Below are 23784 nucleotides of genomic sequence, written 5' to 3'. Positions count from 1 at the left end.
GGGCGGGCGTGCACCGATGAGCGGGCTCACGGCCGACTGGATCGAGCACCGGCGCGAGGGCGACCGTGAGCTGCTCGGCTGGATCCGCGTCGACGGCGACGGCTTCGTCGCCGTCGACCGGATCGGCCGCGAGCTCACCGGGGTCGTCGACTGGCACGACGCCGAGGAGGCGCTCGACGGCCACGGCCTGCACTGGCTCGCCGACCGGTGGCAGCTGACGCTCGACGACGGGCGCGTCGTGCGGGTCCGGATGTCCGAGGTCGCCGCCGACCGGGTCGTCGTCACCACCGACGACTTCGGCGACGTCAACGCCGTCGTCACGCGGTACGTCCTGCCCTTCCCGGCACCGGCGGCGCTGCGCCCGTTCGCGGGCGACCCGGGCGTCATCGACGGCCTCGGCGCGCACTGAGCCGTCCCGCCGCTCGCTCGACCGCCGCGCGCCGGACCGGCGCGCGGGAGCGTCGCGCGCGTCCTCCCCAGCCGCGGCGCACGCCTCGTCAGGTCGGGCGCGCGCCGCGGCGCCAGCGGGCCGGGGTCACGCCGTGCTGCTCCCGGAAGCGTCGCACCAGGTAGGCGGCGTCCCGGTGGCCCGTGCGCTCCGCGACGAGCGCGACCGGCAGGTCGGTCTCGACCAGCAGGCGGCGCGCCTCGATCATCCGCCGCTCGGTGAGCCACTCGAGGACCGTGCGGCCCGTGCGCTCCCGCACGACGGTCGTGAGGTGCCCGGTCGTGTAGCCGAGCGACCGGGCGACGTCCCGCGTCGAGATCGGGTCCCGGAACCCGGCCTCGATCGCGTCGAGGACCGCGGCGACGATCGGGTCCCCGCCCCCGTGCGCCGGCGGTCCCGCGAGCCGCGCGACCGACACGAGCAGCAGCGTCAACGCGGCCGTGGCCGCCTGGTCGGCGGCCGCGAGCGACGGCGGCTCGTCGTGCGCGGGCGCCTCCCGGGCGAGCACGTGCAGCAGGGACTCCCACGCGGCACGGTCGTCGTCGGGCACGCGCAGCGTCCGGGGACCGCCCGTACCCGACTCCGCGAAGGCCGCGAGCAGCGGGTGGAACCGCCACGCGAGCGGGTTCGCCGTCACGCCCGCGACCGCGTCCGCCGTGAAGAACACGACCCACGACCGCGCCTGGTCGGGCTCGTCCGTCGTCGCGCCCCCGACCACCTGGCCGGGCGACACCAGGCACACGTCCCCGGCGACCAGCGGCACGCCGTGGCCGTCGACGAGCAGCGACCCGCTCCCCCGCGCGACGTGCACGAGCACCAGGAAGTCGTGCGCGTGCGGCATGCCCCCGGGCAGCGCCCGGGGCGAGATCTGCTCGCCCGTGAACAGCTGCGCGCCGATCGGGACCCGCCCGGGACGGCGGTCGTAGGCGACGACCGGGGCACCGTCCGCCCGGCGTCGGGCGCGCGTGAACGGCGCCGCCGGGACAGCCGAAGAACGTCGCATTCTCCCCGCACTTCCGTCCTGGTCCGCGCTCCCGTCGCGCCGGACGCTGGTTGCAGCCCGGCGGACGGTCTACCACGCCGCCGACGACCAGGAACAGGTGGTGCCCGATGTCCACGACGCCCGACGTGACGCTCGTCGACGACCTCGCCGACGACGCCGTCACGCCCTACCTCCCCCCGACCGGCCGCGTCTCGCTGCTGCCGTTCTACGACGTGCTCAGCGCCGTGACCGGCGTGCGGCGCCGCCACGCGCGGCTCGTCGGCCTCGCCGGGATCCGCGCCGGCGACCGGGTCCTCGACCTCGGGTGCGGCACCGGCAACGTCGCGCTGCTCGTCGCGCGCACGATCCCCGGGACGGTCGTCACGGGGCTCGACCCCGACCTGCCCGCGCTGCGCCGCGCCACCCGCAAGGCCCGGCGGGCGCGCGTCCCGCTGACGTTCGTGCGCGGGTACGGGCAGGCGATCCCGCTGCCCGACGCGAGCGTCGACCACGTCGTGTCCGCGCTCGCGCTGCACCACGTGCCCGAGGGCGACCGGGACGCCACCGCGGAGGAGGTCGCGCGCGTGCTGCGGCCCGGCGGCCGCGTCACGATCCTCGACTTCGGCGGGCACGGGCACGGCGGACACTCGCTCGTGCGGTCGCACCTGCCGCGGTTCGGCGCCGCCGCGGCGGACGGCCTGCGCGCGAACGTCGACGACGGGCTCGTCCGGCTGCTCGCGGGGGCCGGCCTCGTCGACGCGCGGGAGGTCGCGAGCGGGCGGCTGATCGGCGCGGACCTCACGTTCGTGGGCGCCCGCAAGGCCTGACGTCGCGGCGGCCCCGACGCAGCGGGGGCCGGTCGGCGGGACCGCTCGACCGTCCGCGTCGGCCGGGTGGTCGGCCCGTGGGGCGGACGCGTGCACGCCCGTGGCGTCCGGTCGCCTACCGCTCCGGGCGCTCGATGGTCGTGCGGACCGTGGTGACGGTCGGGCGGCGTGGCACGGACGAGAAGCCGAACGCGACCGGCGGCACGGCGGGCAGGAGGTCGCCGCACGGCCGACCGTCCCAGGCGACGCGCGCGTCGACGACGGCGTGCTGGTCGGTCGCGCCGTACCACTCGCGTCGTCCGGCGCCCGCGCTGCCCCGGGTCCGCACGCCCGGGAGCAGCGCGCGGGCGACCGGGTCGGCGAGGGTGGCGAACGTCCGCGAGCGAGCCAGCGGTCGCGGGACCGCGCGGAGGAGCCGACCGAGCGGCGTGCGGTCGCCGATCGTGACGTCGGCGGTCAGCGGGCCGGCGTCGACGAACCAGCGACGGGCGGTCCCGTCGCAGGTCACGCGCACGGGAGTGAGGACGACGTCGTCGAAGACGTAGGTCGCGGCGATCTCGTCGGCCACGTCGCGGTGCGGCGCGAGCAGCGTGCGCCGGCCGCCGACGTCCTGCGTCATGACGTCCGCGAACGGCGGCCACGGCGAGCGGAGCCAGCGACCGATCACGACCCGGCGGCCGTCGGCCGTCGCGAGCCCCAGGATGTGGCCGTCGTAGCGGTCGAGCACGCCCCAGTGTCGCCGCGGGTGCCTCGGGGCGCGCGTCGACGGGCGTCCGCAGGTGCGGACGGACGCGGCCCGACCGGCGCGCCGCGGCCCGTCGTCCTGGGAGCGCGCCGCCCCCCCGTCGATGAAGCCCTGGGCCGCCGCGCGGCGAGGCGGCGCCCGGGTCGGCGGGCAGCGCCGCGCCTAGGCTGCGAAGGTGCCCGACCCGATGCACTTCGACGGCATGGCCGACCTGTACGACCGGGCGCGGCCGCCCTACCCCGACGCGCTGTGGTCGCGGCTGGGGGCGCTCGGCGTGCTGGGGAGCGGGACGCGCGTGCTCGAGCTCGGCGCCGGGTCGGGGCTCGCGACGGCGCCGATGGTCGCGGCCGGTGCCGCGGTGACGGCGGTCGAGCCCGGTCCGGCCCTGGCCGACCTCCTGCGACGTCGGGTCCCGGAGGCGACGGTCGTCGAGGGGACGGCCGAGTCCGTGCCGCTGGACGACGCGGCGTTCGACCTCGCGGTGGTGGCGACGGCGGTGCACTGGTTGGACCTCGACGTCGTGCTGCCGCGGCTGCACCGCGCGCTCGTCCCCGGCGGTCACCTCGCGGTGTGGCGGCACGTGTTCGGTGACCCGACGGCGCCGCTCACGCCGTTCCGGGAGCGCGTCGCGCAGATCGTGCGGGAGCGGGGCGATGTTCCGCCGCGGCCGGGGCCCGCGGAGCTCGACACGACCGGGTGGGTCGGCCGCCTGACCGCCGGCGGCTGGTTCGCGGTCCGGCACGTCGACGAGCTGCGGTGGTCGGTCGACCTCGGTGCCGACCAGGTGCGCGACCTGTTCACGACGTTCAGCGAGTGGTCGGACGTCGAGGCCGAGGCGGCCGGACGCGCGGTGCGGGACCTCGGCGGTCGTGTCACCGAGCACTACCTGACGCCGCTGCTCGTCCTGCGTCGCGCGGGGACGCCCACGCGCTGAGTGCGAGGATCGGGACCATGACGGACGACACGGCTCAGGACCCCGCCGGGACGGTCGCGGACGTCGTCGAGCGGAGCCTCGCGGAGCTGACGGACGCCGACGTCGAGGACGTCTACCGGCGGCTGCTCGTGCCGACGTTCCGGCCCGAGGAGCTCATGACGCTCGACGAGGTCCGTGCGACGTTCACGGGACCGGACGCGCAGCCGTCCGACGTGGTGCTCGCGGGCGGCAGGCCCGTCGGCGTCATGCTCGGCACCTGGTACGCGGACCGGCGTGCGCTGCTGCTGACGTACCTGGCGCTCGACCCGTCGGCGCGGGGCCTCGGGCTCGGCGGCCGGCTGATGCGGGAGGTGCTGCCGCGGTGGGCGGCGACGTCCCCGGGCTCGCTGGTCGTGGCGGAGGTCGACGACCCGCGTGTGTGGGCCGCCGACGCGACGCAGGGCGACCCCGTCGCGCGGCTGCGGTTCTACGGCCGGCACGGTGCGCGGCTCGTCCCGCTCCCCTACGTGCAGCCGTCGCTGAGCCCGGGCGCGGCGCGCGTCGACGGGATGCTGCTGCTGCGGCTCGACACCACGCCGGGGCTGTCGGGCGACGCGCTCGCGGCGTTCCTGGCCGACTACTACGCGCAGTCGGAGGGTGCGTCGGCGGTGGCGGACCCGCAGGTGTCGGCGCTGCTGGACGCGGCCCGTGCGCTCGACCTCGACGCCCTGTGGCCCGTCGACCGGTGGGCCGACGTCGTCCGCTGACCACGGACGCCGACGGGGCGGGGCGCGACGTCACGCACCCCGCCCCGTCGGGTCCATCAGGTCAGGCTGTGCTCAGCGGGTCACAGGTACCACTGCTGGTTGGCCTGGTTGTTGCAGTCCCAGATCTGCACGCGCTGGCCGTCGTGCACGGGCAGCCCGCCGACGCCGTCGAGGCAGCGGCCGGACTGCGGGTTCTTGATCGCGCGCGTACCGGAGTCGTAGGTCCAGCGCTGGGCGGCCGTGCCGTTGCAGGTCCAGAGCTGCACGACGGTGCCGTTGGCCGTCCCGCCGCCGCTCACGTCGAGGCACTTGCCGAGCGCCCGGACCGTGCCGTCGGAACCGCGGGTCCAGGACTGCGCGGCGTTGCCGTTGCAGCCGACGACCTGGATCGGGTTGCCGTCGTGCGTCTGCGCCCACGGGACGTCGAGGCACAGCTGGTTCGCGACGCGGATCGTGCCGGTGCCGGTCGGCAGCGAGCCGCCGCCCCCGCCACCACCGCCGCCGGTCGAGCCGTTGTCGTAGACGCGGACGTAGTCGACCTTCATCTGCTGCGGGAGCTGCGTCGACCCGTCGGGGTAGCCGGGCCACTGGCCGCCGACGGCGACGTTGAGGATGAGGAAGTACGGCTTGTCGAACACCCACGGGTTGCCGCCGACGCGGCTCGTCGTGACCTGGTGGTAGACGTTGCCGTCGACGGACCAGGTGATGGAGCCGGGCTTCCAGTCGACCGCGTAGGTGTGGAAGTCGTCGGCGAACGACCAGTTCTGCGGGTGCTGGTACATGCCGGTGATGCCCGCACCGCCCGAGTAGCCGGGGCCGTGCACGGTGCCGTAGATGCGGTGCGGCTCCTTGCCGACGTTCTCCATGATGTCGATCTCGCCGCTGCTGGGCCACGACGTCTGGGGGAAGTCGCCGCCGAGCATCCAGAAGGCGGGCCAGATGCCCTGGCCGCGCGGGATCTGGATGCGCGCCTCGATCCGCCCGAACTTCTGCTCGAACTTGTTGTTGCTCTGCAGACGCGCCGACGTGTACGACCCGTCTCCCTCGCGGCGGGCGGTGATGACGAGGTTGCCCTGGCCGTCGAGCGCGGAGTTCGCGCGGGACGTCGTGTAGTTCTGGAGCTCGCCGTTGCCCCAGCCGCCGGCGCCGGTGTCGTAGCTCCAGACGCTGCCGTCGGGGGCGCTGCCGGCGCCGCCGTTGAACTCCTGGGACCAGATGACGTCGCCGACCGCGGCGGACGCGGGGGCGGCGGGACCGCCGGTGAGCTGGGCGGCGGTGAGGGCGCTGGCGACCAGGCCGACGGTCAGGACGCCTGCGCCGATCATGCGGCTGCGGCGGACGTGGCGTGGGCGGGACGTGCGGGGACGTACGAGTGCGACGGGCATCGGTGCCTCCTCGGGGTCGTCTGGTGGACGACGCAGGCGCGGCTGACTCGTGTCACTTCGTTGTGCCGGGCGCGCCCTGCCGTCCGGCGACCGACCGTAACGGCCCTGCTTACTGACAGGCAAGTAATCCTTACCGAGGCCACCCGATCGTGCGGCCAGGACCCCGCTGACCTGCGACGACGCGCGCGGTCAGCGAAACGATTCGGGATCCATCGGACACCGACCGCGCGCCGCCGCAGTCACGACGGGTGTCCGTCGGACCGCCGGCGGGCGTCGAGATACGCGCGCACGGTGTCGTCGTCCGCGAGCTCGGCCGCGCGCGCGAAGGCGCGTCCCGCCTCGTCGGCGCGGCCCGCACGCGCCAGCAGGTCCGCGCGCGCCGCCCACCACGGCTGGAACGCCGGCACCGGCTCCGACGGCAGCGCCGCGAGCCCGGCGACCGGCCCGTCGAGCCGCCCGACCACCGCCGCGAGCGCCGTCCGCGACCCCAGGCTCGGCGCGACCGCGTCCAGCGCGAGGTACAGGGTGCGCAGCGCCGCCCAGTCGACGACCCCGGTGCGCCGCCGGTCGCAGTGCACCGCCTGGATCGCGGCCTCGAGCCGGAAGCGCCCCGGCGGCCCGGGCCGCGTCGCCCGGCGCAGGTACTGCTCCCCCTCGGCGACCAGGTGCTCGTCCCACGTCGCCGGGTCCTGCTCGTCGAGCGGCACGAACACGTCGCCCGGCTGCCGCCGGGCCAGGGACAGCGTCACGAGCGCGGCGAGCGCCCACGCCTCGGCGTCGTCGTCGAGCAGTGACGCCAGCACGACGGCCAGGTGCTGCGCCTCCCCCGCGAGCTCGCGCCCGTCCTGCCGCCACGTCACCGCCGCGCACCCGTAGACCGCCTCCAGCACCGCGGGCAGCCGCTCCGGCATCGCGCGCCGGTCCGGCACGACGAACGGGATGCGCGTGCGCGCGATGCGCCGCTTGGCCCGGACGAGCCGCTGCTGCATCGCACCCGGCGGCACCGCGAACGCCCGCGCGACGACCTGCGAGTCCAGGCCGAGCACGGTCTGCATCATCAGGGGGGTGCGGACGTCGGGCGCGATCGCCGGGTGCGCGCACACGAACAGCAGCGCGAGCCGCCGGTCCTCGATCGCGTCCGGGTCGACGTCCACCCCGTCGGTCGACGTCAGCGCGTGGGCGTCGTCGAGCGGCGCGGCGCGGCGGGTCGCGGCGGAGCGCCACACGTCACGGAGCCGGTTGCGGGCCACGGTGAGCAGCCAGGCATCGGGGTTGCGCGGGACACCGTCGGCCGGCCAGGTCGTCAGCGCTCGCTCGAAGGCGTCGGCGAGCGCGTCCTCCGCCTGCGCGAGGTCGCCCGTCGAGGCCGCGAGCAGCGCGACCAGCCGGCCGTAGGAGTCGCACGCGGCACGCGAGGCGGCCGCGCGCGCTCCCGCGGTCACGCGTTCGGCACCCACACGCCGTCGACGACGTGCGTCGCACCCGGCCGGACCTCGACCGCGCCCCACTCGACCGACGGGGCACGCTTCGCCCACTCGAGCGCCGCGTCGAGGTCGGGCACGTCGACCACGAACGTGCCGCCGAGCTGCTCCTTGGTGTCGGCGAACGGCCCGTCCTGCACCTGCAGGGCACCGTCCACCGTGCGCAGCGTCGTCGTGCTGCTCGACGGCTGGAGCACCTCGGCGCCGACCAGGACGCCCGCGGCGTGCAGGGTCGCGGCGTAGGCGCTGAACTCGCGCTCGCCCTCCTCCCACCCGCCCTCGCCCAGGTCCTCGGGGGTCATCTCGGGGTAGTGCAGCAGGATCGTGTACCGCATGGGGTCCTCCTCGGTGTCGTCAGCGTAGGTCGCGAGCAGGGCCGCGACACCAGGATGACGATCTCGCGCCCGCCCGACAGACACCCGGGCCGCCGACCGTCGACGGGCCCACGCCCGCACCACCGACGGCCCCCGTCGAGCACGTGGCTCGGCGGGGGCCGTCGGTGGTGCGGGTCAGCGCTCGCGGCGCGACCGGCGCGTCACCAGGACGAGCGCCAGGCCGGCGGCGGCCGTGAGACCGGCGAGGCCCGCGAGGGGAACGCCCTCGCTGCCGGTGTGGGCCAGGCTCCCGGTGCGGCCGCCCGACACCGGGTCGGCGGCGAGGACCTCGCTCAGGACCGGCACCACGGTGGGCGTCGGCTCCGGCGCCGGCTGCGGCTGGGGCTCCGGGTCGGGCGTCGGCGTCGGGTCCGGCGTCGCGACGGGCTCGTAGACGTAGGTCACGACCACGGTGCCGTCGGGGAGCGTGCCGGTCGGGTCGCCGTCCACGCGGACCAGGACGTAGCCGTCGATGTGCCGGGGCTGCGTGCTGTACGGGTCGCCCGCGTCGCCGGTCGTGGTGTCGTCGTCCGCCAGCGGGGTGCCGTCGGCGGTCTGGTGGTGGACGACGAGGGAGCCGGGCTTCGGGGCCGGCGGGACCGGCCGGTAGACGTAGGTGACCTCGACGGTCCCGTCGACGTACGTCCCGGTCGTGCTGCCGTCGACGCGGACCAGCGTCCAGCCGTCGAACGACTTCGCTGCGGTGCCGTACGCCGCGCCGACCTCGTCGGTGGACGTCGTGTCGTCGGCGAGCGGGCTGCCGTCCTCCGCGACGTAGTGCACGACGAGGGTGCCGGTCGCGTCGGCGGGCTCCGGGTCCGGGTCGGCCTTGGGTGCGTAGACGTAGGTCACGACCGCGGTGCCGTCGGGGAGCGTGCCCGTCGGGTCGCCCTCGACGCGGACGAGGACGTAGCCGTCGATCTGCTGGGGCTGCGTGCTGTACGGGTCACCGGCGTCGCCGGTCACGTGCTCGTCGTCAGCGAGCGAGATGCCGTCGGCGGTCTGGTGGTGGACGACGAGCGCTCCGGGCACGGGGAGGGGGGCGACGGGCTTGTAGACGTACGTGACCTCGGCAGTCGTCCCCTCGGCGTAGGTGCCGGTGGCGGGGCCGTCCACCCGGACGACCGTGTAGCCGTCGATGTCGAGCGGGCCGCTGCTCCAGGCCTCGCCGGGCCTGCCGGACGACGTCTGGTCGGCCGCGAGGGGCGCGCCGTTCTCGTCGACGTGGTGCACGACGAGGTCACCGGGCGCCTCGAACCGCACGACGGCCTCGGCCGGCGCGTCGATGCCCTTGCGCACGACGATGTTCGCCGGGCCGTTGCTGTAGGTGCCGGAGGTCGTCGACGTGACGTCGACCTCGACAGTGCACGACGCCTGCCCGGCGGCGAGCGACCCGTTCGTCACCGCGACCTTGGTGCCCTGCGCCCAGGCGTCGCCGACGCACGACGAGACGAGGTTCGGCTGGTCCGCGACGCGCAGGCCGTCGGCGAGCTCGTCGGCGAACGTCCAGCCCTCCTTCGCGGCGAGCTCGTCGGTGTTCGTGACGGTCAGCACCAGGCGCACGGACTCGCCCGTGGTCGCGACCGGCCGGTCGAACGCCTTGTCGAGCTGCGGCGTGACGTCGATGACCTGCAGGTCGTCGAACGCGCCGTCGTTGCCGAGGTGGCCCGACGTCAGGTTGCGCACGACGACGCCGAACGCGCCGCCTTCGTAGAGGAAGGACCGGTCGGACGCGAACTGCCCGCCGCGCACCGGCTCCTTGGTGCCGTTGGCGGAGGCCGTGACGGCGATGGTCTGCGAGCGCGGGTCGGTGATCGGGTCGATCGGGGTGCTCGTGAGCGCCTGCTCGCCCGTGCCGGCCTGGTTCACGTAGAACATGAGCCGCGGGTTCTCGCGGTCGGGGTGCGCCTTGTCGACGCCGTTGGTCGCGGCGGCGTTCAGCGAGAACGCGAGGAAGCGGCCGTTGGCGTCCTTGAGCTCGATGTCGTCCTTCGTCCGCAGCATCACGAGGTTGTCGGCGACGTTCGACGCCTTGACGTCCTGCGTGTAGGCCGAGATGGCGAGGTTGCTGCGCGGGTCGGAGCTGCCGTTGACCTTCCCGAGGGCCTCGGCGAGCTGCCGGAGGGTGGCGCGGGCGGTGGTCTCGGTGTCGTTCTTGGCGCCGGTCGCGTCGGTGGTCGCGAAGGTGCTCTGCGCCGAGACGACCATGCCGTTCGCCTTGACGGCGTTCTTCCAGTAGGGGTCCGCGTCGTAGGTGTGACCGTCGGCGCCGACGTACTGGTCGATCACCGTGCGCAGGCCGCTGACGGGGGCGTTCTGGAAGTCCTCGTGGAAGACGACGGTGGCGGGCTGCGGCTCACCCGGGGTCCCGGGGTTCGCGAGGCCGGCCGAGGCTCCGGCGACCACGAGGGTCGCGGCGAGCCCCGTCGCGGTGACGGTGCGGAGGACGGACATGGGAGGCGCTCCTGGGGTTGTCGGTGCGATGACGTCTTCAATGTATTTCACCGTTCACCGTCCACGGTCAGGACTTACGGCCCGACTTTCACGGATGACCGACCTACGATCAGGGCGTGCCCATCCCCACCACGCCGATCGACGTCACCGGAGCCGCCGAGCGCGCCGCGCTCTACGACCGGCTGCTCGACGCGATCGTCACCGGCGACCTGCCCCCCGGGCAGCGCCTCGGCGAGCAGGAGCTCTGCGAGCGCTTCGGGACGAGCCGCGCCGCGCTCGGCGAGGCGCTTGCGCGGCTGTCGCTCGTCGGCCTCACGGACGTCGTCCCGCGCCGCTCCACGCACGTCACGGCCGTCGACCCGCGACGGGTCCACCAGGCGCTCGGCGTGCTCGGCGAGGTCACCGCAGCCGCGATCGTCGACGGGTTCCCCCGGCTCACCGACGCCGACCGCGACACCCTCGTCGCCTACCGCGACACGTGGCTCGTCGACGACGCTGCCGCGCTCACCGCGCTGCGCGAGTCACGCGTGAGCACGGTCCACGACGTGTTCTACCGCCGCGCCGCGAACGCCGACCTCGACCGCGTCCGGTCCTGGCTGTCCCCCGGGATCGTGCGCTTCCACCGCCTGCACGGCGACGCAGCCGACGCGGCCGCCGCCCGTCGCACCCAGCGCGCACTGGTCGACGCCGCCCTCGCCGGGGACGGCCAGGCCACCGTGCGCGCCTGGCGCGACGCTGCAGCGGCCGTGCCGACGGCGGTCCGCGAGGCGACCGACGTGCCGGCGCGTCGACCGACCACGCCCCTCATCCGCGACCGCGTGCGCGACGCGATCCGCCGGGCGATCCTCGACGGCACGCTCCTGCCCGGCGAGCTGCTCCGCGAGGCCGACCTCATGCGCTGGCTCGGCGTCTCCCGCACGCCCGTCCGCGACGCGCTCGCGACCCTCGCGGAGATCGGGATCGTCACGCAGCGGTACCACCAGCCCGCACGCGTCGCGACGCTCGACCGCCGCGAGTTCGTCGACGCCATGCGGACGGCGGGGGTCCTGCGCGGCTACGCCCAGCGGCTGTGCGTCGCACGCTCGCCCCAGGCGCTCCTCGACGCGCTCGACGCCGAGATCGCGGTCCTCGCCGACGACGACTCCCCCGGCAGCCGGCTCGCCGCGGCCACCCGGGTGGTCGACGCGACGCTCGCCGGCGCGCGCGACGAGGTGCTCACCGTGGTGCTCGACCGGCTCGCGCCGCGCGTGCGCTGGTGCGCGACGCACGAGCCGTCCGTGCTCGACGCGTTCGACGCGGCCGCGCTCCGCGAGCTGCGCGACGCCGTCCGGGCAGGCGACGTCGCGCGCGCGGCGGCCGTCGACGCCCGCTTCTACGACGTCGCGCCGGAGCCGCCCACCACCGCCTGACCGACCGCGCCCCACGCAGGACGTTCGGCTCTGCCGCAGGTCGGACGCACGGCGAAGACTGCCGACGTGGAACGTCTGACCGTGTACGACCGGGCGGAGCTCGCGACCGACGTCGGGCCGAACCCGCGGCACATCACGGTCCTGCTCACACTCGCCGGCCCGGCGCCGGGCGTCGACGAGGTGCGCCGACGCATGCGGCGCGCGGTCGCGGCCGAGCCGAGGCTGTCCGCGCGCGTCCGGCACCGCGCCGCACGGCCGCCGGTCTGGGAGCCTGTCCCGATCGACGTGCCCGACCACGTCACCGCCCGGCTCACCCCCGGTGGCGATCCCGTCGACGTCGCGCTCGACGACCTCGCGCGTCCCTTGCCGACCGGCGCGCCACCGTGGCGGCTGACCGTGGTCGACGTCGGCGACCCCGAGCGTTCCGCGCTCGTGTGGACGAGCCACCACCTGCTCGGCAACGGCCCGAGCCTGCTCGGGCTCCTGCTGGAGACGCTCGGCGACGTCCCACGCGGCTCACCGTGGCGCACGCCCGGCCGACCGCGCGTGCGCGCCGGGTCCGGCACCGGCCCGGACTCCGGCCCCGGCTCCCGCGCCGGCGGCGGCACCGGCTCCCGCTCCCGAGCGGACGACGAGCGACCGCCACGCACCGGTCGCGCCGGCCGCAGCCCGCTCGTCCGGCCCGTCACCAGCGGCACCGTCGCGGTGCCCGTCTCGGTCGAGGCCGCCGCCGTGCGCGCGGGCGCCCGGACGTGCGAGGCGACCGTCAACGACGCGCTCCTGTGGGCGTGGGCGCGCGCGTACCACCGCGCCGACCTCGCGCGCGGCGGGCCGGGCGAGCAGGTGGCCCTGTCGGTGCCGGCGACGCTGCCCGGGACGCGGTTCGGCAACCACCTCGGGACGTTGCGGGTCGCCGTGCCCGCCGACCTCCTCGGCGACCCGGCCGACGGGCTCGCCCGGCTCGCCGCCCGGACGCGGTCCGCGAAGCGGCGGCTCCGGCCGTGGGCGTGGCCGCTCGCCCCGTTCGGCGCCCGGCTCGTCGCCCGGCTCGGCCTGCTGCCCTGGTTCCTGCGCCGCCAGCGCCTCATCAGCACCGTCGTCACGCACGCGCCCGGCCCGCCGGGTCCCGTCCGGCTCGTCGACGTGCCGCTCGTGGCGACCGCGCCGCTCGTGCCGCTCGTCGGGAACGTCACGACGTGCGTCGCCGCGCTCTCGATCAGCGGGCGGCTCGACGCGGCAGTCCTGTGCGCGCCGGAGTCCGCCGACCTCGTGCAGACCCTCGCCGACGACCTGCGCGACGGCCTCCGACAGGTCGCGGACCTCGCCCGGCGCCTACCGTGAGGGCATGCCTCGCACCGTCGCCACCCACCGCACCGTCGAGCTGCCCGAGCTCCTGGACTTCGTCCGCCCGCGCCACCACTTCCTGCTCGTCACGACGCGCACCGACGGCCGCCCGCAGGTGTCCCCGGTCAGCGGCGGCGTCGACGACCAGGGCCGTCTGGTGATCTCGACCTACCCGGGCCGGGCCAAGACGCGCAACGCCGAGCGCGACGCGCGCGTGAGCGTGTGCGTCCTGTCCGACGACTTCGGCGGCGCGTGGGTGCAGGTCGACGGCGACGCCGAGGTGCTGCACATGCCCGAGGCGGAGGACGCGCTCGTCGACTACTACCGCTGCATCGCGGGCGAGCACCCGGACTGGGACGAGTACCGCGCGGCGATGCGCCTGCAGGACAAGTCGCTGATCCGCGTGACGCCGACACGCTGGGGCCCGGTCGCGACGGGCGGCTTCCCGGCCGACGTGGCGGAGCGCCTCGACGCGCTCGACGGCTGACCCGACCGTGCTGCGCCGCGCGGAGGAGCTGCACGACGCGGCCGTCGCGGTCGTCGCCGCCGAGCGCGCCGCGCTGGCCGCGGCGGGCGTCCCGGGCGAGCTCGTGTGGGTCGGCGCGTCGAGCGTGCCGGGTGCGCTGACCAGGGGTGACGTCGACCTGCACCTGCGCGTCCCGCCCGAGGAGTTCGACGCGGCCGTCGCGCTCGTCCGGCGCGACCACGCCGTCGTCCACCCCGAGATCTGGTGCGCGACGCTCGCGACGTTCGCGGTCGACGCACCCCTGCCCGCGGGCCTGGCCGTGACACCGCTGGGTTCCGAGCACGACGTGCGGTTCACGCGCACGTGGGCGCTGCTGCGCGCCGACGCAGCCCTGCTCGTGGAGCACAACCGCGTGAAGGCCGAGGCGGACGAGAGCGCGCCCGACGAGTACGAGGCGCGCAAGTCCGCGTTCTTCGACCGGGTCCTCGCCGCCGACGGGACCGGCGATCCTGCCGGTGACGGCACCGGCTGACGCGCTCGGCGGCACCGGCCGAGGCACGCGTTGGCACCGCGCGAGGCACGCGGCGGCACCAGACGACGCACGGGGCGTCACCGCCAGAGGCCGCGCTCCGTCAGCACGTCGCGCAGCACGTCGGCGCGGTCGGAGATCAGTCCGTCGACGCCGAGGTCGAGCAGCGTCCGCATGTCGTCGGCGTCGTCCACCGTCCACACGTGCACGAGCACCCCGGCGGCGTGGGCTGCCTCGACGTGGCGAGCGGCGAGCACCTGCCGCCCGCGGAACCGCCACGGCACCTGGTAGACGTCGAACCGTCGACGGGACCGCGCGTGGAACCGCACGCGACCGCCGCTGCGCAGGAAGGCGACGGCCTCGGTCGTCCCGGCCGACGTGGCGACGGGCCGCGACAGCCGTGCGACGGTCGCGTCGCGCCGCGCCGCCGAGAACGACGCGACGCACACGCGGTCGTGCGCGCCGGTCCGCTCGATCGCGTCGGCGACGGGCACGATGCCCGACCGCTCCTTGACGTCGACGTTCACGCGCAGGTCGGGCCACGTGCCGAGCACGTCCTCGAGCAGCGGCACCGGTGCGACGCCGCCGATCCGCGCCTCCCGCACGCGGTCCCACGGCAGGTCGGAGACGCGTCCGGTGCCGTCGGTCGTGCGGTCGAGCGTGGCGTCGTGCAGCGCCACGGCCCGCCCGTCGGCGGTGCCGTGCGCGTCGGTCTCGACGTACGTGAAGCCGAGGTCGACCGCGGCCTGGAACGCGGTCAGCGAGTTCTCCAGCCCGTCGGGCGAGAAGCCGCGGTGCGCGAGCGCGGCGACGCCACCGGGTGCGTCGAGGTACGGATGCTTCACGTCGGCCCTCCCGGTCCCAGCACAGCACAGCCCCGCTGACCTGCGCGATCCGTCGAGGGCGGCGACGATGGCCTCATGACGAACCTCGCACGTGCCGCCCGCGCCGCCGGTCAGCTGGGCCTCGGGGCCGCGCTCCTCACCGCCGGCACCGGCCACCTGACCAACGCCCGGGAGGAGTTCCAGGCCCAGGTCCCGTCGTGGTTCCCCGCCGACGCCGACACCGTGGTCGTGGTGTCGGGCGTCGTCGAGCTCGCTCTCGGCACGGCGCTCGTCGCGACATGGAAGCAGCCGGCGCGCGCGTGGGTCGGAGCCGCGGCCGCCGCGTTCTTCGTCGCGATCTTCCCCGGCAACGTCGCGCAGCTCGTCGAGCGCAAGGACGGCTTCGGGCTCGACTCCGACGCGAAGCGCGCGGCCCGCCTCGTGCTCCAGCCCGCGCTGGTCTGGTGGGCGACCGCGGTCACAGACGCCCGCCGGTCGCTCGGGCCTCGTTGACCCGATTCACCGCACCCTGAGCCGCGTGCCCGCTTGCCGGCGGACGCCTCGCAACAGAGGTCAGCGTCAGTCGAAAAACGGGACCTCCGCCTGCGATGCACGGTCCGCTACGCGCGTCACCGCGTCGCACATCGAATCGGCACTCCTCTGCAGCCATCCTGAACTCCGTCACCCTTCAATATGGAGCCGCGCCCGCATGTGCCGCCGACGCCACCGAGCAAGCGGTGCACGCATTCGATGTCCGACCGATCGGAAACTCTCACCCACCACCAAGGTGAGCACACTTAAGACACCGACCGCGCGACCAACATTGGACGCCAACGTGAACAAAACCCCGTCGTCGAACCACTTCAGTTCGACGGCGAGATACGACATGACACCCACAAGTACCAGCGCAAGCAGGGCTCCATTTATCACCCGTCGCGCGAAACGCTCCGCATTCCGATCGATCGTCGCAAGTTGATTCTGGTTTCGCTCCTGCAGCGCCCGAACGCTTGCTCGCAGCTCTTCGATTTCCGACCGCGATGTGCCCAACTGGGACTCGGCGGTCGATAGAGCCGAACGTGCGGACTCAGCTTGTCGCTCTGCCTCCTCTCGCGCTCGGACCTCTGGGTCCGCAGCCGCCGCACGCGACGCACTCAAGGCCTCCCTAACCACATCTGCTGAAAGCGCTTCTGGGTCCCCAGAAGTGTTTATCATGATGGAGCGATGCGCCTCGATGGAGAATCGGAGTTCGACAACCTCACTCGCGGTTATCTCGCCCCGACCGACGAGCCGATTGATTTCCTCCATGTAAGCGCGCCACAACCTCGGCCCGGGATCAAGCAGCGCGTAACTATCGGCAACCACCTGCGCAAGCGGCAGATCGGGAGCGACCTGCGGCTGTTTCAGCCACAGCAGCGTGGCGAGATTGTGATCGAGAAATGCGGGCCCCACGTCCGCCGCTTCCTCACGCCTGAAGAAGCGCTGCGCAGCGGAAACCAATGACGCGTTGTCCGTCACCAACGTTGCCGTGGACCGCTCGATCTGCTCAACGCGTCGCCCTCGACGGAGGCGGTGAATCGCCGTGAGCGATTTGATGTCGTAGTCCAGCGCCGCCTCATTATGATAGCTAATTCTGTCGGCGAGCGCTTCGCGAAGGGCCGTCTCATCAATCGTAAGTTCATACTCGTACGGGGGGCGCTCTGCTATCTCGATTCCTAGACGATGCAGTTCCTCGTCAATCGCGCCGATCCTCTCGAGGACGTCGCTCGCACTCGACTGGTTACTCAGGTAATGAGCAAGAACGCCCCGAACGACAGGCGGTTGTCGACCCGATCGCAAAACGTCTGCAGCACCATGTAGCACACCTCTCACTTCGTCCACCGTGTGCTCCAGGCACGCAACTGACGCCCCCGCCCTAGTGGCCATCGTGACCATCTCGACGATGGGATCCGCACCTCGCTCGCCCTCGTGCCCGAGGACCTTCAAAACCAACGGAGTGTCTAGGTACAACGTCGTCGACTTGAATCGACGATCAATTTCTCCCGGCGAGGAGAGATACAGAGACGCGGCGAGCATCGATCCCTTCACAATGTCGCCAAGAGCCTCAGAGAGAACCGGCTCGCGGTCGATGACTCGCGTCACGAACTGCGCCACTAAGTACTCGCGCTCCTCCGTTACGGAAGGAAGGTTTCCAGAGTTGTCACCTAGAAGCCGAGCAAGCAGCGGAACGGAATGTCGCTCAATAAATTCCACAAGCGCGAGCTCAGCTTGCTCGAGGGTCCAGTCAATACCCGCCTCGGCAACGCTCGCGATGAGCGCCTCAAGCAGGTATCTGCGTTGGCGGTCAAGCGCCGCCAACTGGTTCTGGAGATCCGCAACGGCGTCGCTCGCTGCAACCGTTCCCACGAAGTTGCCACGCGCCCGCTTCTCGGCCAGACCAGCCCGCACTGCTCGCTCGAGCAGATTTGAGACGACACCGACTGGCAACTTAAGGCCATAGTCGATGCGGATCCGGTCGGCGACGTCCGTCGGCGTCCGAGCGCCACCCAGGCGCGACAGGGACGTAGCCGCGAACGGGATAAAATTGTCGACGTAGGTGGTGGACCGACTATCCCAATTGACCTTTACGATCGCGAGGCTAGTCAGAGCCGACGCTGCGCCGACCGTCGATGAGGTCACTGCATCATTCCCTGTCAGGCCGAAGGTCGCGACGCTCGCGGGTTCGAACGATAGCGCTGCGGGGCGGTGCCTGACCATCATCTGTCGGGCGGACCCCCGCCAGCGGGTCGCGGCTATTGCCTAGTGCACTGGCGGGTTACAGATTGCGGCCTCGTCGCGCAGTGCGACGATTACACATCCCCCGCTCCCTCTGCGTCGCGTGATGTCGCAGACGCGCCGGACGGGTCGACGAGCGTCGGCTCCTCCGGCGCGGGCCGCGGCGACGGCAGCGCGTCGACGTCGGGCACGACAGACTCGAGCACCGCCGACCCCTCGGCGGGCCCGTCGGCGACGAGCGTCGTCGGGAGCTCGCCGACGCCGGTGACCGGCTGCTGCGCGAGGCGGCGCGCGGCGGCGACGTAGGCGGGGACGAGCAGCGCGACCGCGCCGATCCAGGCGAGCGGGTTGCCCCAGACGACTCCGTCGTACCCGTAGGACGCCCCGAGGACGACGGCGGCGCCGACGCGGCAGACGAGCTCGATCGCGCCCGTGACGGTCGGGACGACGGTCTGCCCCAGGCCCTGCAGGGCGCCGCGCAGCACGAAGAGCACGCCGAGCACGACGTACAGCAGGCCGTTGACGAGCAGCAGGTGCGCGGCCATGCCGACCACGGACTCCTCGCCCTCGCCGACGAAGAGCCGGACGATCGCGCCGCCGCCGGCGACGAGGACGGCGCCGATGAGGACGGACCCCACGACGGACATCCAGGCGGCCTGGACGACGCCGCGGCGGATGCGGTCGGGGCGCCCGCCGCCGAGGTTCTGGGCGACGAAGGTGGACACGGCGAGGCCGAGCGACGCGAGCAGCGCGACGGCGAGCCCGTCGACGCGTGCGGCGGTCGTGTAGGCGGCGACGGCGTCGGAGCCGAGCTCGTTGAGCCGGACCTGCACGGCGAGCGTGCCGATCGCGATGATCGACGCCTGGAAGCCCATGGGGAGGCCGAGCCGCAGGTGCAGGCGCAGCTCGTCGCCGGTGACGCGCCAGTCCTCGCGGTGGACGCGCAGCACGGGCACGCGCCGCCGGACGTGGTCGAGGCAGAGCGCGACGGACACCCCCTGCGCGACGACGGTCGAGAGCGCGGCGCCGCCGACGCCCCAGTCGAGCCACGCGACGGCACCGACGACGAGCACGATGTTGAGCAGGCAGCTCACCGTGAGGAAGACGAGCGGGGTGCGCGAGTCGCCGATGGCGCGGATCACGGCGGACAGGAAGTTGAAGAACATCATCGTGCTCGCGCCGAGGAAGCTGATGACGGCGAACGTCGTCGCCTGCGGCAGCAGCTCCTCGGGCGTCTGGAGCAGGCGCAGCGCGGGCGCGGCGAGCAGCGGCGCGCCGACGGTGAGCACGAGGCTCGTGACGCCCGACAGGATCGCGCCGGCCGCGACGGAGCGACGCACGGCGTGGTGGTCGCCGGCGCCGAACGCCTGCGCGGTGGGGATCGCGAAGCCGTTCGTCATGCCCCACGCGAAGCCGAGCAGCAGGAAGAGCAGCGAGCCGGTGGCGCCGACGGCGGCGAGCGCGTCGACGCCGAGGATGCGGCCCACGACCATGGCGTCGGCGGCCTGGTACAGCTGCTGGACGACGTTGCCGACGAGCAGGGGGACGGCGAAGAGGAGGATGACGCGCCAGGGGCGACCGGCGGTGAGGACCTTGGGCACAGCGATTCCCGGGACAGGAGTGGGCGGGCTGGGGAGGAGCGCGGTGGTCGGGTCGTGCCGGTCGCGTCAGGCATCGATCGTATCGATACGACCCGTCGAGGACGAAACGATTTGATCGTGTCCCGACGTCGCCCGATCGGCTTTCACCCGCTCGGGGGAAGCGCTCCCCTCCGTGATGCGACGGCGTCTGGACCGTTATGGATTCGAAACCCAAAATCAGAGCCGCCCGCTTGACTTCGATTCTCGAACACAGGAGCGTGGTGCGTGCTGCCGGGCGCTGTCGCCCGACGACCAGGCCCCACGGGGGACCGCGCAGCGAGCGGGTCGCTCCCGCGGTTCGACAACCCAGGCACGCCCCAGTGGCGGCCGTCTCAACGACGAGAAGGAGTGGACGATGCGACGCAAGATCTCCATCGCCGCCATCGGCGCAACGCTGGCCCTCGGGCTCGCGGCATGCTCCGGCGGTGGTGCCGGGAGCACGGACGACTCGACCAGCGGTGGCGGCGACGGCGGTGCGGGCCAGCTCGTCGGCGTGGCCATGCCGACGCAGACCTCCGAGCGCTGGATCGCCGACGGCGACGCGGTCAAGGAGGGCCTCGAGGCCGCCGGCTACAAGGTCGACCTCCAGTACGGCAACGACGACATCCCGACGCAGCAGTCGCAGATCGACCAGATGATCACCAAGGGCGCCAAGCTCCTGATCGTCGCCTCGATCGACGGCACCGCGCTCGCCAACCAGCTGCAGGCGGCGGCCGACGCGGGCATCCCCGTCATCGCGTACGACCGCCTCATCCGCGACACCGAGAACGTGGACTTCTACGTCACGTTCGACAACTACAACGTCGGCGTGCAGCAGGCGACCTCGCTGCTCGTGGGCCTCGGCGTCCTCGACGAGGACGGCGTCGCCGTCCCCGACGTCGCGGGTCCGTTCAACGTCGAGCTCTTCGCGGGCTCGCTGGACGACAACAACGCGCACTTCTTCTGGAAGGGCGCGATGGACACGCTGGAGCCCTACATCACGGACGGCGTCATCACCGTCCCGTCGGGCCAGACGGACATCGAGCAGGCGGCCATCCTGCGCTGGCAGCAGGAGACCGCGCAGAAGCGCATGGAGGACCTCCTGACCTCCACGTACGGCGGCGGCACCAAGCTCGACGGCGTGCTCTCCCCGTACGACGGCCTGTCGCGCGGCATCATCACGGCGCTGCAGAACGCGGGCTACGGCCCGACGCGCTCCGACGCCAAGCCCATGCCGGTCATCACCGGCCAGGACGCCGAGATCGCGTCGGTCAAGCTCATCCAGGACGACGTCCAGTTCTCGACGATCTTCAAGGACACGCGCAAGCTCGCCGAGCAGGCCGTCTCCTCCGCCAGCGAGTTCCTCGCCGGTGAGACGCCCGAGTCGAACGACAAGGACACGTACGACAACGGCGTGAAGGTCGTGCCGTCGTACCTGCTCGAGTCGGACATCGTCTACGCCAACAACATCCAGGCGCTGCTGATCGACTCCGGCTACTGGACGGCCGAGCAGGTGGAGAAGGGTCAGGCCTGACCTTCCACCCGCGGGTCACGCCGCACGCCGCGGCCGGTCGGCGCCCCACGAGGGCGTCGGCCGGCCCGGCCGGCGGGCCCACGCCACGAGCAACCAGAGAGGCGGTCGGACGCGGATGAGCACCATCCTCGAGATGCAGTCGATCACCAAGACGTTCCCTGGGGTCAAGGCCCTCCAGGACGTCAACCTCGTCGTCGAGCGCGGTGAGATCCACGCGATCTGCGGGGAGAACGGCGCCGGGAAGTCGACGCTCATGAAGGTCCTGTCGGGCGTGTACCCGCACGGGACCTACGACGGCCGGATCCTGTTCGAGGGCGAGGAGGTCGCCTTCGGGTCGATCAACGACTCCGAGGACAAGGGCATCGTCATCATCCACCAGGAGCTCGCCCTGGTCCCCTACCTGTCGGTGGCCGAGAACATCTTCCTCGGCAACGAGCAGCGGGGCGCCGGCGGCCTCATCGACTGGAACCGCACGAACGCGGAGGCCGCGCAGCTCCTCGCGCGCGTCGGCCTCGACGAGCTCCCCGTGACGCCCGTCGGTCAGCTCGGCGTCGGCAAGCAGCAGCTCATCGAGATCGCCAAGGCGCTGTCGAAGAAGGTCAAGCTCCTCATCCTCGACGAGCCGACCGCCGCGCTGAACGACAACGACTCCGAGCACCTGCTCGAGCTGCTGCGCCAGCTCAAGGACCACGGCATCACCTCGATCATGATCAGCCACAAGCTGAACGAGATCGCCGAGATCGCCGACTCCACGACGATCATCCGTGACGGCAAGACCATCGAGACGCTCGACATGTTGCGTGACGGCGTCACGCAGGAGCGCATCATCCGCGGCATGGTCGGCCGCGACCTCGAGCACCGGTACCCCCCGCACGAGTCGACCCCCGGCGAGGAGGTGCTGCGCGTGGAGGACTGGACCGTCCACCACCCGACGCAGCCCGACCGCGTGGTCGTCGACAACGCCTCGTTCTCCGTGCGCGCCGGCGAGATCGTCGGCATCGCCGGACTCATGGGCGCCGGTCGCACCGAGCTCGCGATGAGCCTGTTCGGCCGCACCTACGGGAGCGACATCCGCGGCCGCGTGTACCTGCGCGGTGAGGAGATCCGCACCCGCAGCGTCGACGAGGCCATCGGCCACGGCATCGCGTACGCGACCGAGGACCGCAAGAAGTACGGCCTCAACCTCATCGAGGACATCCGCACCAACATCTCCGCCGCGAGCCTGCGCAAGCTGTCCCGCCTGGGCTTCGTCAACGGCAACGAGGAGATCAAGGTCGCGGAGGACTACCGCAAGTCCATGAACATCAAGAGCCCGACCGTCATGGCGCTCGCCGGGAAGCTCTCCGGGGGCAACCAGCAGAAGGTCGTCCTCTCCAAGTGGATCTACACCGACCCGGACGTGCTGATCCTCGACGAGCCGACGCGCGGGATCGACGTCGGCGCGAAGTACGAGATCTACACGATCATCAACCGGCTCGCGGACCAGGGGAAGGCGATCGTCGTCATCTCCTCGGAGCTGCCCGAGCTGCTCGGCATCTGCGACCGGATCTACACCCTGGCCTTCGGCCGGGTCACCGGTCAGCTGCCCCGCGGCCAGGCCACCCAGGAGAGCCTCATGGAGCTCATGACCAAGGAAAGGGAGAACGCCTGATGACTGCCGTCGCGGGTCTCAAGGACATCTTCACGCGCAACCTGCGCACGAGCGGCATCTACATCGCGTTCGTCGCCATCATCGGGCTCTTCACCATCCTCACGGACGGCATGCTGCTGAGCCCCGGCAACATCACCAACATCGTCCTGCAGTACTCGTACATCCTGATCCTGGCGATCGGCATGGTCATCGTGATCATCGCCGGGCACATCGACCTCTCGGTCGGGTCGGTGGTGGCGCTCACCGGGGCGGTCGCGGCGGTCGTCGTGATCAAGAACGACAACCCCTGGTGGCTCGGCGTGCTCGCCGCGCTGGCGGTCGGCCTCCTCGTCGGGGCGTGGCAGGGCTTCTGGGTCGCGTACGTCGGGATCCCCGCGTTCATCGTGACGCTGGCCGGCATGCTCCTGTTCCGCGGCATGACGCTGCAGGTGCTCGAGAACGTCTCGCTGTCGCCGTTCCCCGCGGCCTACCAGAAGATCGCCGGTGGCTTCCTCAACGGCATCCTCGGCGGCAACGGCTTCGACGTCTTCACGCTCGTGATCTTCGCGATCGCGATCGCCGGCTACGCCTTCAGCCAGCTCCGCGCCCGCCAGGCCCGCATCAAGTACCAGCAGGCCGTCGAGTCGTTCCCGCTGTTCGTGCTCAAGCTGGTGCTCATCGCGGCCGTCGTCATGGCGTTCGCCTACCAGCTGTCGCGCAGTCGCGGCCTGCCGATCGTGCTGATCATCCTCGGCGTCCTGATCCTCGCCTACCAGATCGTCACGACGAAGACGGTGTTCGGCCGCCACGTCTACGCGATCGGTGGCAACCTGCACGCCGCCGAGCTGTCCGGCGTCAAGGTCAAGAAGATCAACTTCTGGATCTTCGTCAACATGGGCTTCCTCGCCGCCGTCGCCGGCGTCGTGTACTCCTCGCGGTCCAACGGCGCGCAGCCGCAGGCCGGCAACATGTTCGAGCTCGACGCGATCGCCGCGTGCTTCATCGGCGGCGCGTCCACCACGGGCGGCGTCGGCCGCGTCACCGGCGCGATGGTCGGTGGTCTGATCATGGGCGTCATGTCGAACGGCATGCAGCTCATGGGCATCGACCAGTCGGTGCAGCAGATGGTCAAGGGCCTCGTGCTGCTGCTCGCCGTCGCGTTCGACATCTACAACAAGCGTCGCGCGGGCGCCGCTCGCTGATCGCGCACCGGCCGGGTCCCGGCGGCGCTCGACGCCGCGGGGCCCGGCCTTTCGCACACACATCCGACTTCCGGCCTAC

The 23784-nt window shown here is 72.8% G+C and carries 21 protein-coding genes; 12 read left to right on the top strand and 9 right to left on the bottom strand.

Annotated elements, in window-relative coordinates; all coding sequences use genetic code 11:
• The first annotated feature begins 16 nt into the window (after positions 1-16).
• The gene (locus KOV94_RS07580; protein WP_218051710.1) at positions 17-409 is read left to right on the top strand and encodes a hypothetical protein; all 393 of its coding nucleotides are present in this window, start codon (positions 17-19) and stop codon (positions 407-409) included.
• Positions 410-497: 88 nt separating this feature from the next.
• On the opposite strand, the gene KOV94_RS07575 is transcribed toward KOV94_RS07580, so the two are convergent.
• Positions 498-1451 carry an AraC family transcriptional regulator gene (locus KOV94_RS07575; protein ID WP_124344390.1) on the bottom strand — a complete coding sequence of 318 codons (954 nt, stop codon included), beginning with the start codon at positions 1449-1451 and terminating at the stop codon, positions 498-500.
• Positions 1452-1558: 107 nt separating this feature from the next.
• Between KOV94_RS07575 and KOV94_RS07570 the strand changes: the two genes are divergently transcribed.
• Entirely contained in the window at positions 1559-2257 is a 699-nt protein-coding gene (locus KOV94_RS07570; protein WP_218051709.1) for a class I SAM-dependent methyltransferase, read from the top strand.
• A 115-nt stretch (positions 2258-2372) separates the two neighbouring features.
• On the opposite strand, the gene KOV94_RS07565 is transcribed toward KOV94_RS07570, so the two are convergent.
• Complete coding sequence (locus tag KOV94_RS07565; protein WP_218051708.1) at positions 2373-2984, bottom strand: hypothetical protein; 612 nt, start codon at positions 2982-2984, stop codon at positions 2373-2375.
• Between the two features lie 193 nt (positions 2985-3177).
• Between KOV94_RS07565 and KOV94_RS07560 the strand changes: the two genes are divergently transcribed.
• Together KOV94_RS07560 and KOV94_RS07555 are read left to right on the top strand one after the other, a co-directional pair.
• Complete coding sequence (locus KOV94_RS07560; protein WP_218051707.1) at positions 3178-3936, top strand: class I SAM-dependent methyltransferase; 759 nt, start codon at positions 3178-3180, stop codon at positions 3934-3936.
• A gap of 17 nt (positions 3937-3953) precedes the next feature.
• A complete protein-coding gene (locus KOV94_RS07555; RefSeq protein WP_218051706.1) occupies positions 3954-4682 on the top strand; it encodes a GNAT family N-acetyltransferase in 729 nt (242 codons plus the stop codon).
• A gap of 80 nt (positions 4683-4762) precedes the next feature.
• On the opposite strand, the gene KOV94_RS07550 is transcribed toward KOV94_RS07555, so the two are convergent.
• From KOV94_RS07550 to KOV94_RS20970, 4 genes are all read right to left on the bottom strand, one after another.
• Positions 4763-6067 (bottom strand): family 16 glycosylhydrolase, encoded by a 1305-nt coding sequence (locus KOV94_RS07550; protein WP_225916284.1) that lies wholly within the window; start codon positions 6065-6067, stop codon positions 4763-4765.
• A 239-nt stretch (positions 6068-6306) separates the two neighbouring features.
• A complete protein-coding gene (locus KOV94_RS07545) occupies positions 6307-7509 on the bottom strand; it encodes an RNA polymerase sigma factor (RefSeq protein ID WP_218051705.1) in 1203 nt (400 codons plus the stop codon).
• Positions 7506-7883 carry a YciI family protein gene (locus KOV94_RS07540; protein WP_124344503.1) on the bottom strand — a complete coding sequence of 126 codons (378 nt, stop codon included), beginning with the start codon at positions 7881-7883 and terminating at the stop codon, positions 7506-7508. Before KOV94_RS07540 ends, KOV94_RS07545 begins: the two co-directional genes overlap by 4 nt.
• A 174-nt stretch (positions 7884-8057) precedes the next feature.
• Positions 8058-10376, bottom strand: a complete 2319-nt coding sequence (locus tag KOV94_RS20970; protein WP_218051704.1) for a MucBP domain-containing protein — start codon at positions 10374-10376, stop codon at positions 8058-8060.
• A 116-nt stretch (positions 10377-10492) separates the two neighbouring features.
• Between KOV94_RS20970 and KOV94_RS21200 the strand changes: the two genes are divergently transcribed.
• The 4 genes from KOV94_RS21200 (at position 10493) to KOV94_RS07515 (ending at position 14127) form a co-directional block, all read left to right on the top strand.
• A complete protein-coding gene (locus KOV94_RS21200) occupies positions 10493-11785 on the top strand; it encodes a GntR family transcriptional regulator (protein WP_218051703.1) in 1293 nt (430 codons plus the stop codon).
• Between the two features lie 66 nt (positions 11786-11851).
• On the top strand, positions 11852-13126 hold the full coding sequence (locus KOV94_RS07525; protein WP_218051702.1) for a WS/DGAT domain-containing protein: 1275 nt from the start codon (positions 11852-11854) through the stop codon (positions 13124-13126).
• A 4-nt stretch (positions 13127-13130) separates the two neighbouring features.
• Entirely contained in the window at positions 13131-13616 is a 486-nt protein-coding gene (locus KOV94_RS07520; protein ID WP_218051701.1) for a PPOX class F420-dependent oxidoreductase, read from the top strand.
• Between the two features lie 7 nt (positions 13617-13623).
• On the top strand, positions 13624-14127 hold the full coding sequence (locus tag KOV94_RS07515) for a GrpB family protein (RefSeq protein ID WP_124342726.1): 504 nt from the start codon (positions 13624-13626) through the stop codon (positions 14125-14127).
• 77 nt (positions 14128-14204) lie between these two features.
• Here KOV94_RS07515 and KOV94_RS07510 read toward each other — a convergent pair whose 3' ends face one another.
• Complete coding sequence (locus KOV94_RS07510; protein WP_218051700.1) at positions 14205-14969, bottom strand: glycerophosphodiester phosphodiesterase family protein; 765 nt, start codon at positions 14967-14969, stop codon at positions 14205-14207.
• A 75-nt stretch (positions 14970-15044) separates the two neighbouring features.
• Here KOV94_RS07510 and KOV94_RS07505 point away from each other — a divergent pair, with 75 nt between their 5' ends.
• Entirely contained in the window at positions 15045-15461 is a 417-nt protein-coding gene (locus KOV94_RS07505) for a DoxX family protein (RefSeq protein WP_218051699.1), read from the top strand.
• Positions 15462-15629: 168 nt separating this feature from the next.
• Here the strand turns inward: KOV94_RS07505 and KOV94_RS07500 are convergent, their stop codons facing one another.
• The gene (locus KOV94_RS07500; RefSeq protein ID WP_218051698.1) at positions 15630-17624 is read right to left on the bottom strand and encodes a hypothetical protein; all 1995 of its coding nucleotides are present in this window, start codon (positions 17622-17624) and stop codon (positions 15630-15632) included.
• Positions 17625-17794: 170 nt separating this feature from the next.
• Positions 17795-19321, bottom strand: coding sequence for an MATE family efflux transporter (locus KOV94_RS07495; protein WP_218051697.1), 1527 nt, complete (start codon positions 19319-19321; stop codon positions 17795-17797).
• Between the two features lie 394 nt (positions 19322-19715).
• On the opposite strand from KOV94_RS07495, the gene chvE reads away from it, so the two are divergent.
• From chvE to mmsB, 3 genes are all read left to right on the top strand, one after another.
• Entirely contained in the window at positions 19716-20873 is a 1158-nt protein-coding gene (gene chvE, locus KOV94_RS07490; protein WP_225916283.1) for a multiple monosaccharide ABC transporter substrate-binding protein, read from the top strand.
• A gap of 115 nt (positions 20874-20988) precedes the next feature.
• Positions 20989-22524, top strand: a complete 1536-nt coding sequence (gene mmsA / locus KOV94_RS07485; protein ID WP_218051696.1) for a multiple monosaccharide ABC transporter ATP-binding protein — start codon at positions 20989-20991, stop codon at positions 22522-22524.
• Positions 22524-23705 (top strand): multiple monosaccharide ABC transporter permease, encoded by a 1182-nt coding sequence (gene mmsB / locus KOV94_RS07480; RefSeq protein WP_218051695.1) that lies wholly within the window; start codon positions 22524-22526, stop codon positions 23703-23705. The genes mmsA and mmsB overlap by 1 nt, the downstream gene beginning before the upstream one ends.
• The last annotated feature ends 79 nt before the right edge of the window (positions 23706-23784 follow it).

This window comes from Cellulomonas algicola (assembly GCF_019024305.1).
Classification (GTDB): Bacteria; Actinomycetota; Actinomycetes; order Actinomycetales; family Cellulomonadaceae; genus Cellulomonas; species Cellulomonas algicola.
The sequence above is the reverse complement of the archived record's forward strand: the minus strand, read 5'-3'. Positions and strand labels throughout refer to the sequence as shown.

Excerpts from the sequence above, each read along its gene's own strand:
- KOV94_RS20970 (WP_218051704.1), bottom strand. The coding sequence starts at position 10,376 with ATGTCCGTCCTCCGCACCGTCACCGCGACGGGGCTCGCCGCGACCCTC.
- mmsA (WP_218051696.1), top strand. The coding sequence starts at position 20,989 with ATGAGCACCATCCTCGAGATGCAGTCGATCACCAAGACGTTCCCTGGG.
- KOV94_RS07555 (WP_218051706.1), top strand. The coding sequence starts at position 3,954 with ATGACGGACGACACGGCTCAGGACCCCGCCGGGACGGTCGCGGACGTC.
- KOV94_RS07550 (WP_225916284.1), bottom strand. The coding sequence starts at position 6,067 with ATGCCCGTCGCACTCGTACGTCCCCGCACGTCCCGCCCACGCCACGTC.
- KOV94_RS07580 (WP_218051710.1), top strand. The coding sequence starts at position 17 with ATGAGCGGGCTCACGGCCGACTGGATCGAGCACCGGCGCGAGGGCGAC.
- KOV94_RS07520 (WP_218051701.1), top strand. The coding sequence starts at position 13,131 with ATGCCTCGCACCGTCGCCACCCACCGCACCGTCGAGCTGCCCGAGCTC.
- KOV94_RS07575 (WP_124344390.1), bottom strand. The coding sequence starts at position 1,451 with ATGCGACGTTCTTCGGCTGTCCCGGCGGCGCCGTTCACGCGCGCCCGA.
- chvE (WP_225916283.1), top strand. The coding sequence starts at position 19,716 with ATGCGACGCAAGATCTCCATCGCCGCCATCGGCGCAACGCTGGCCCTC.
- KOV94_RS07570 (WP_218051709.1), top strand. The coding sequence starts at position 1,559 with ATGTCCACGACGCCCGACGTGACGCTCGTCGACGACCTCGCCGACGAC.
- KOV94_RS07505 (WP_218051699.1), top strand. The coding sequence starts at position 15,045 with ATGACGAACCTCGCACGTGCCGCCCGCGCCGCCGGTCAGCTGGGCCTC.
- mmsB (WP_218051695.1), top strand. The coding sequence starts at position 22,524 with ATGACTGCCGTCGCGGGTCTCAAGGACATCTTCACGCGCAACCTGCGC.
- KOV94_RS07540 (WP_124344503.1), bottom strand. The coding sequence starts at position 7,883 with ATGCGGTACACGATCCTGCTGCACTACCCCGAGATGACCCCCGAGGAC.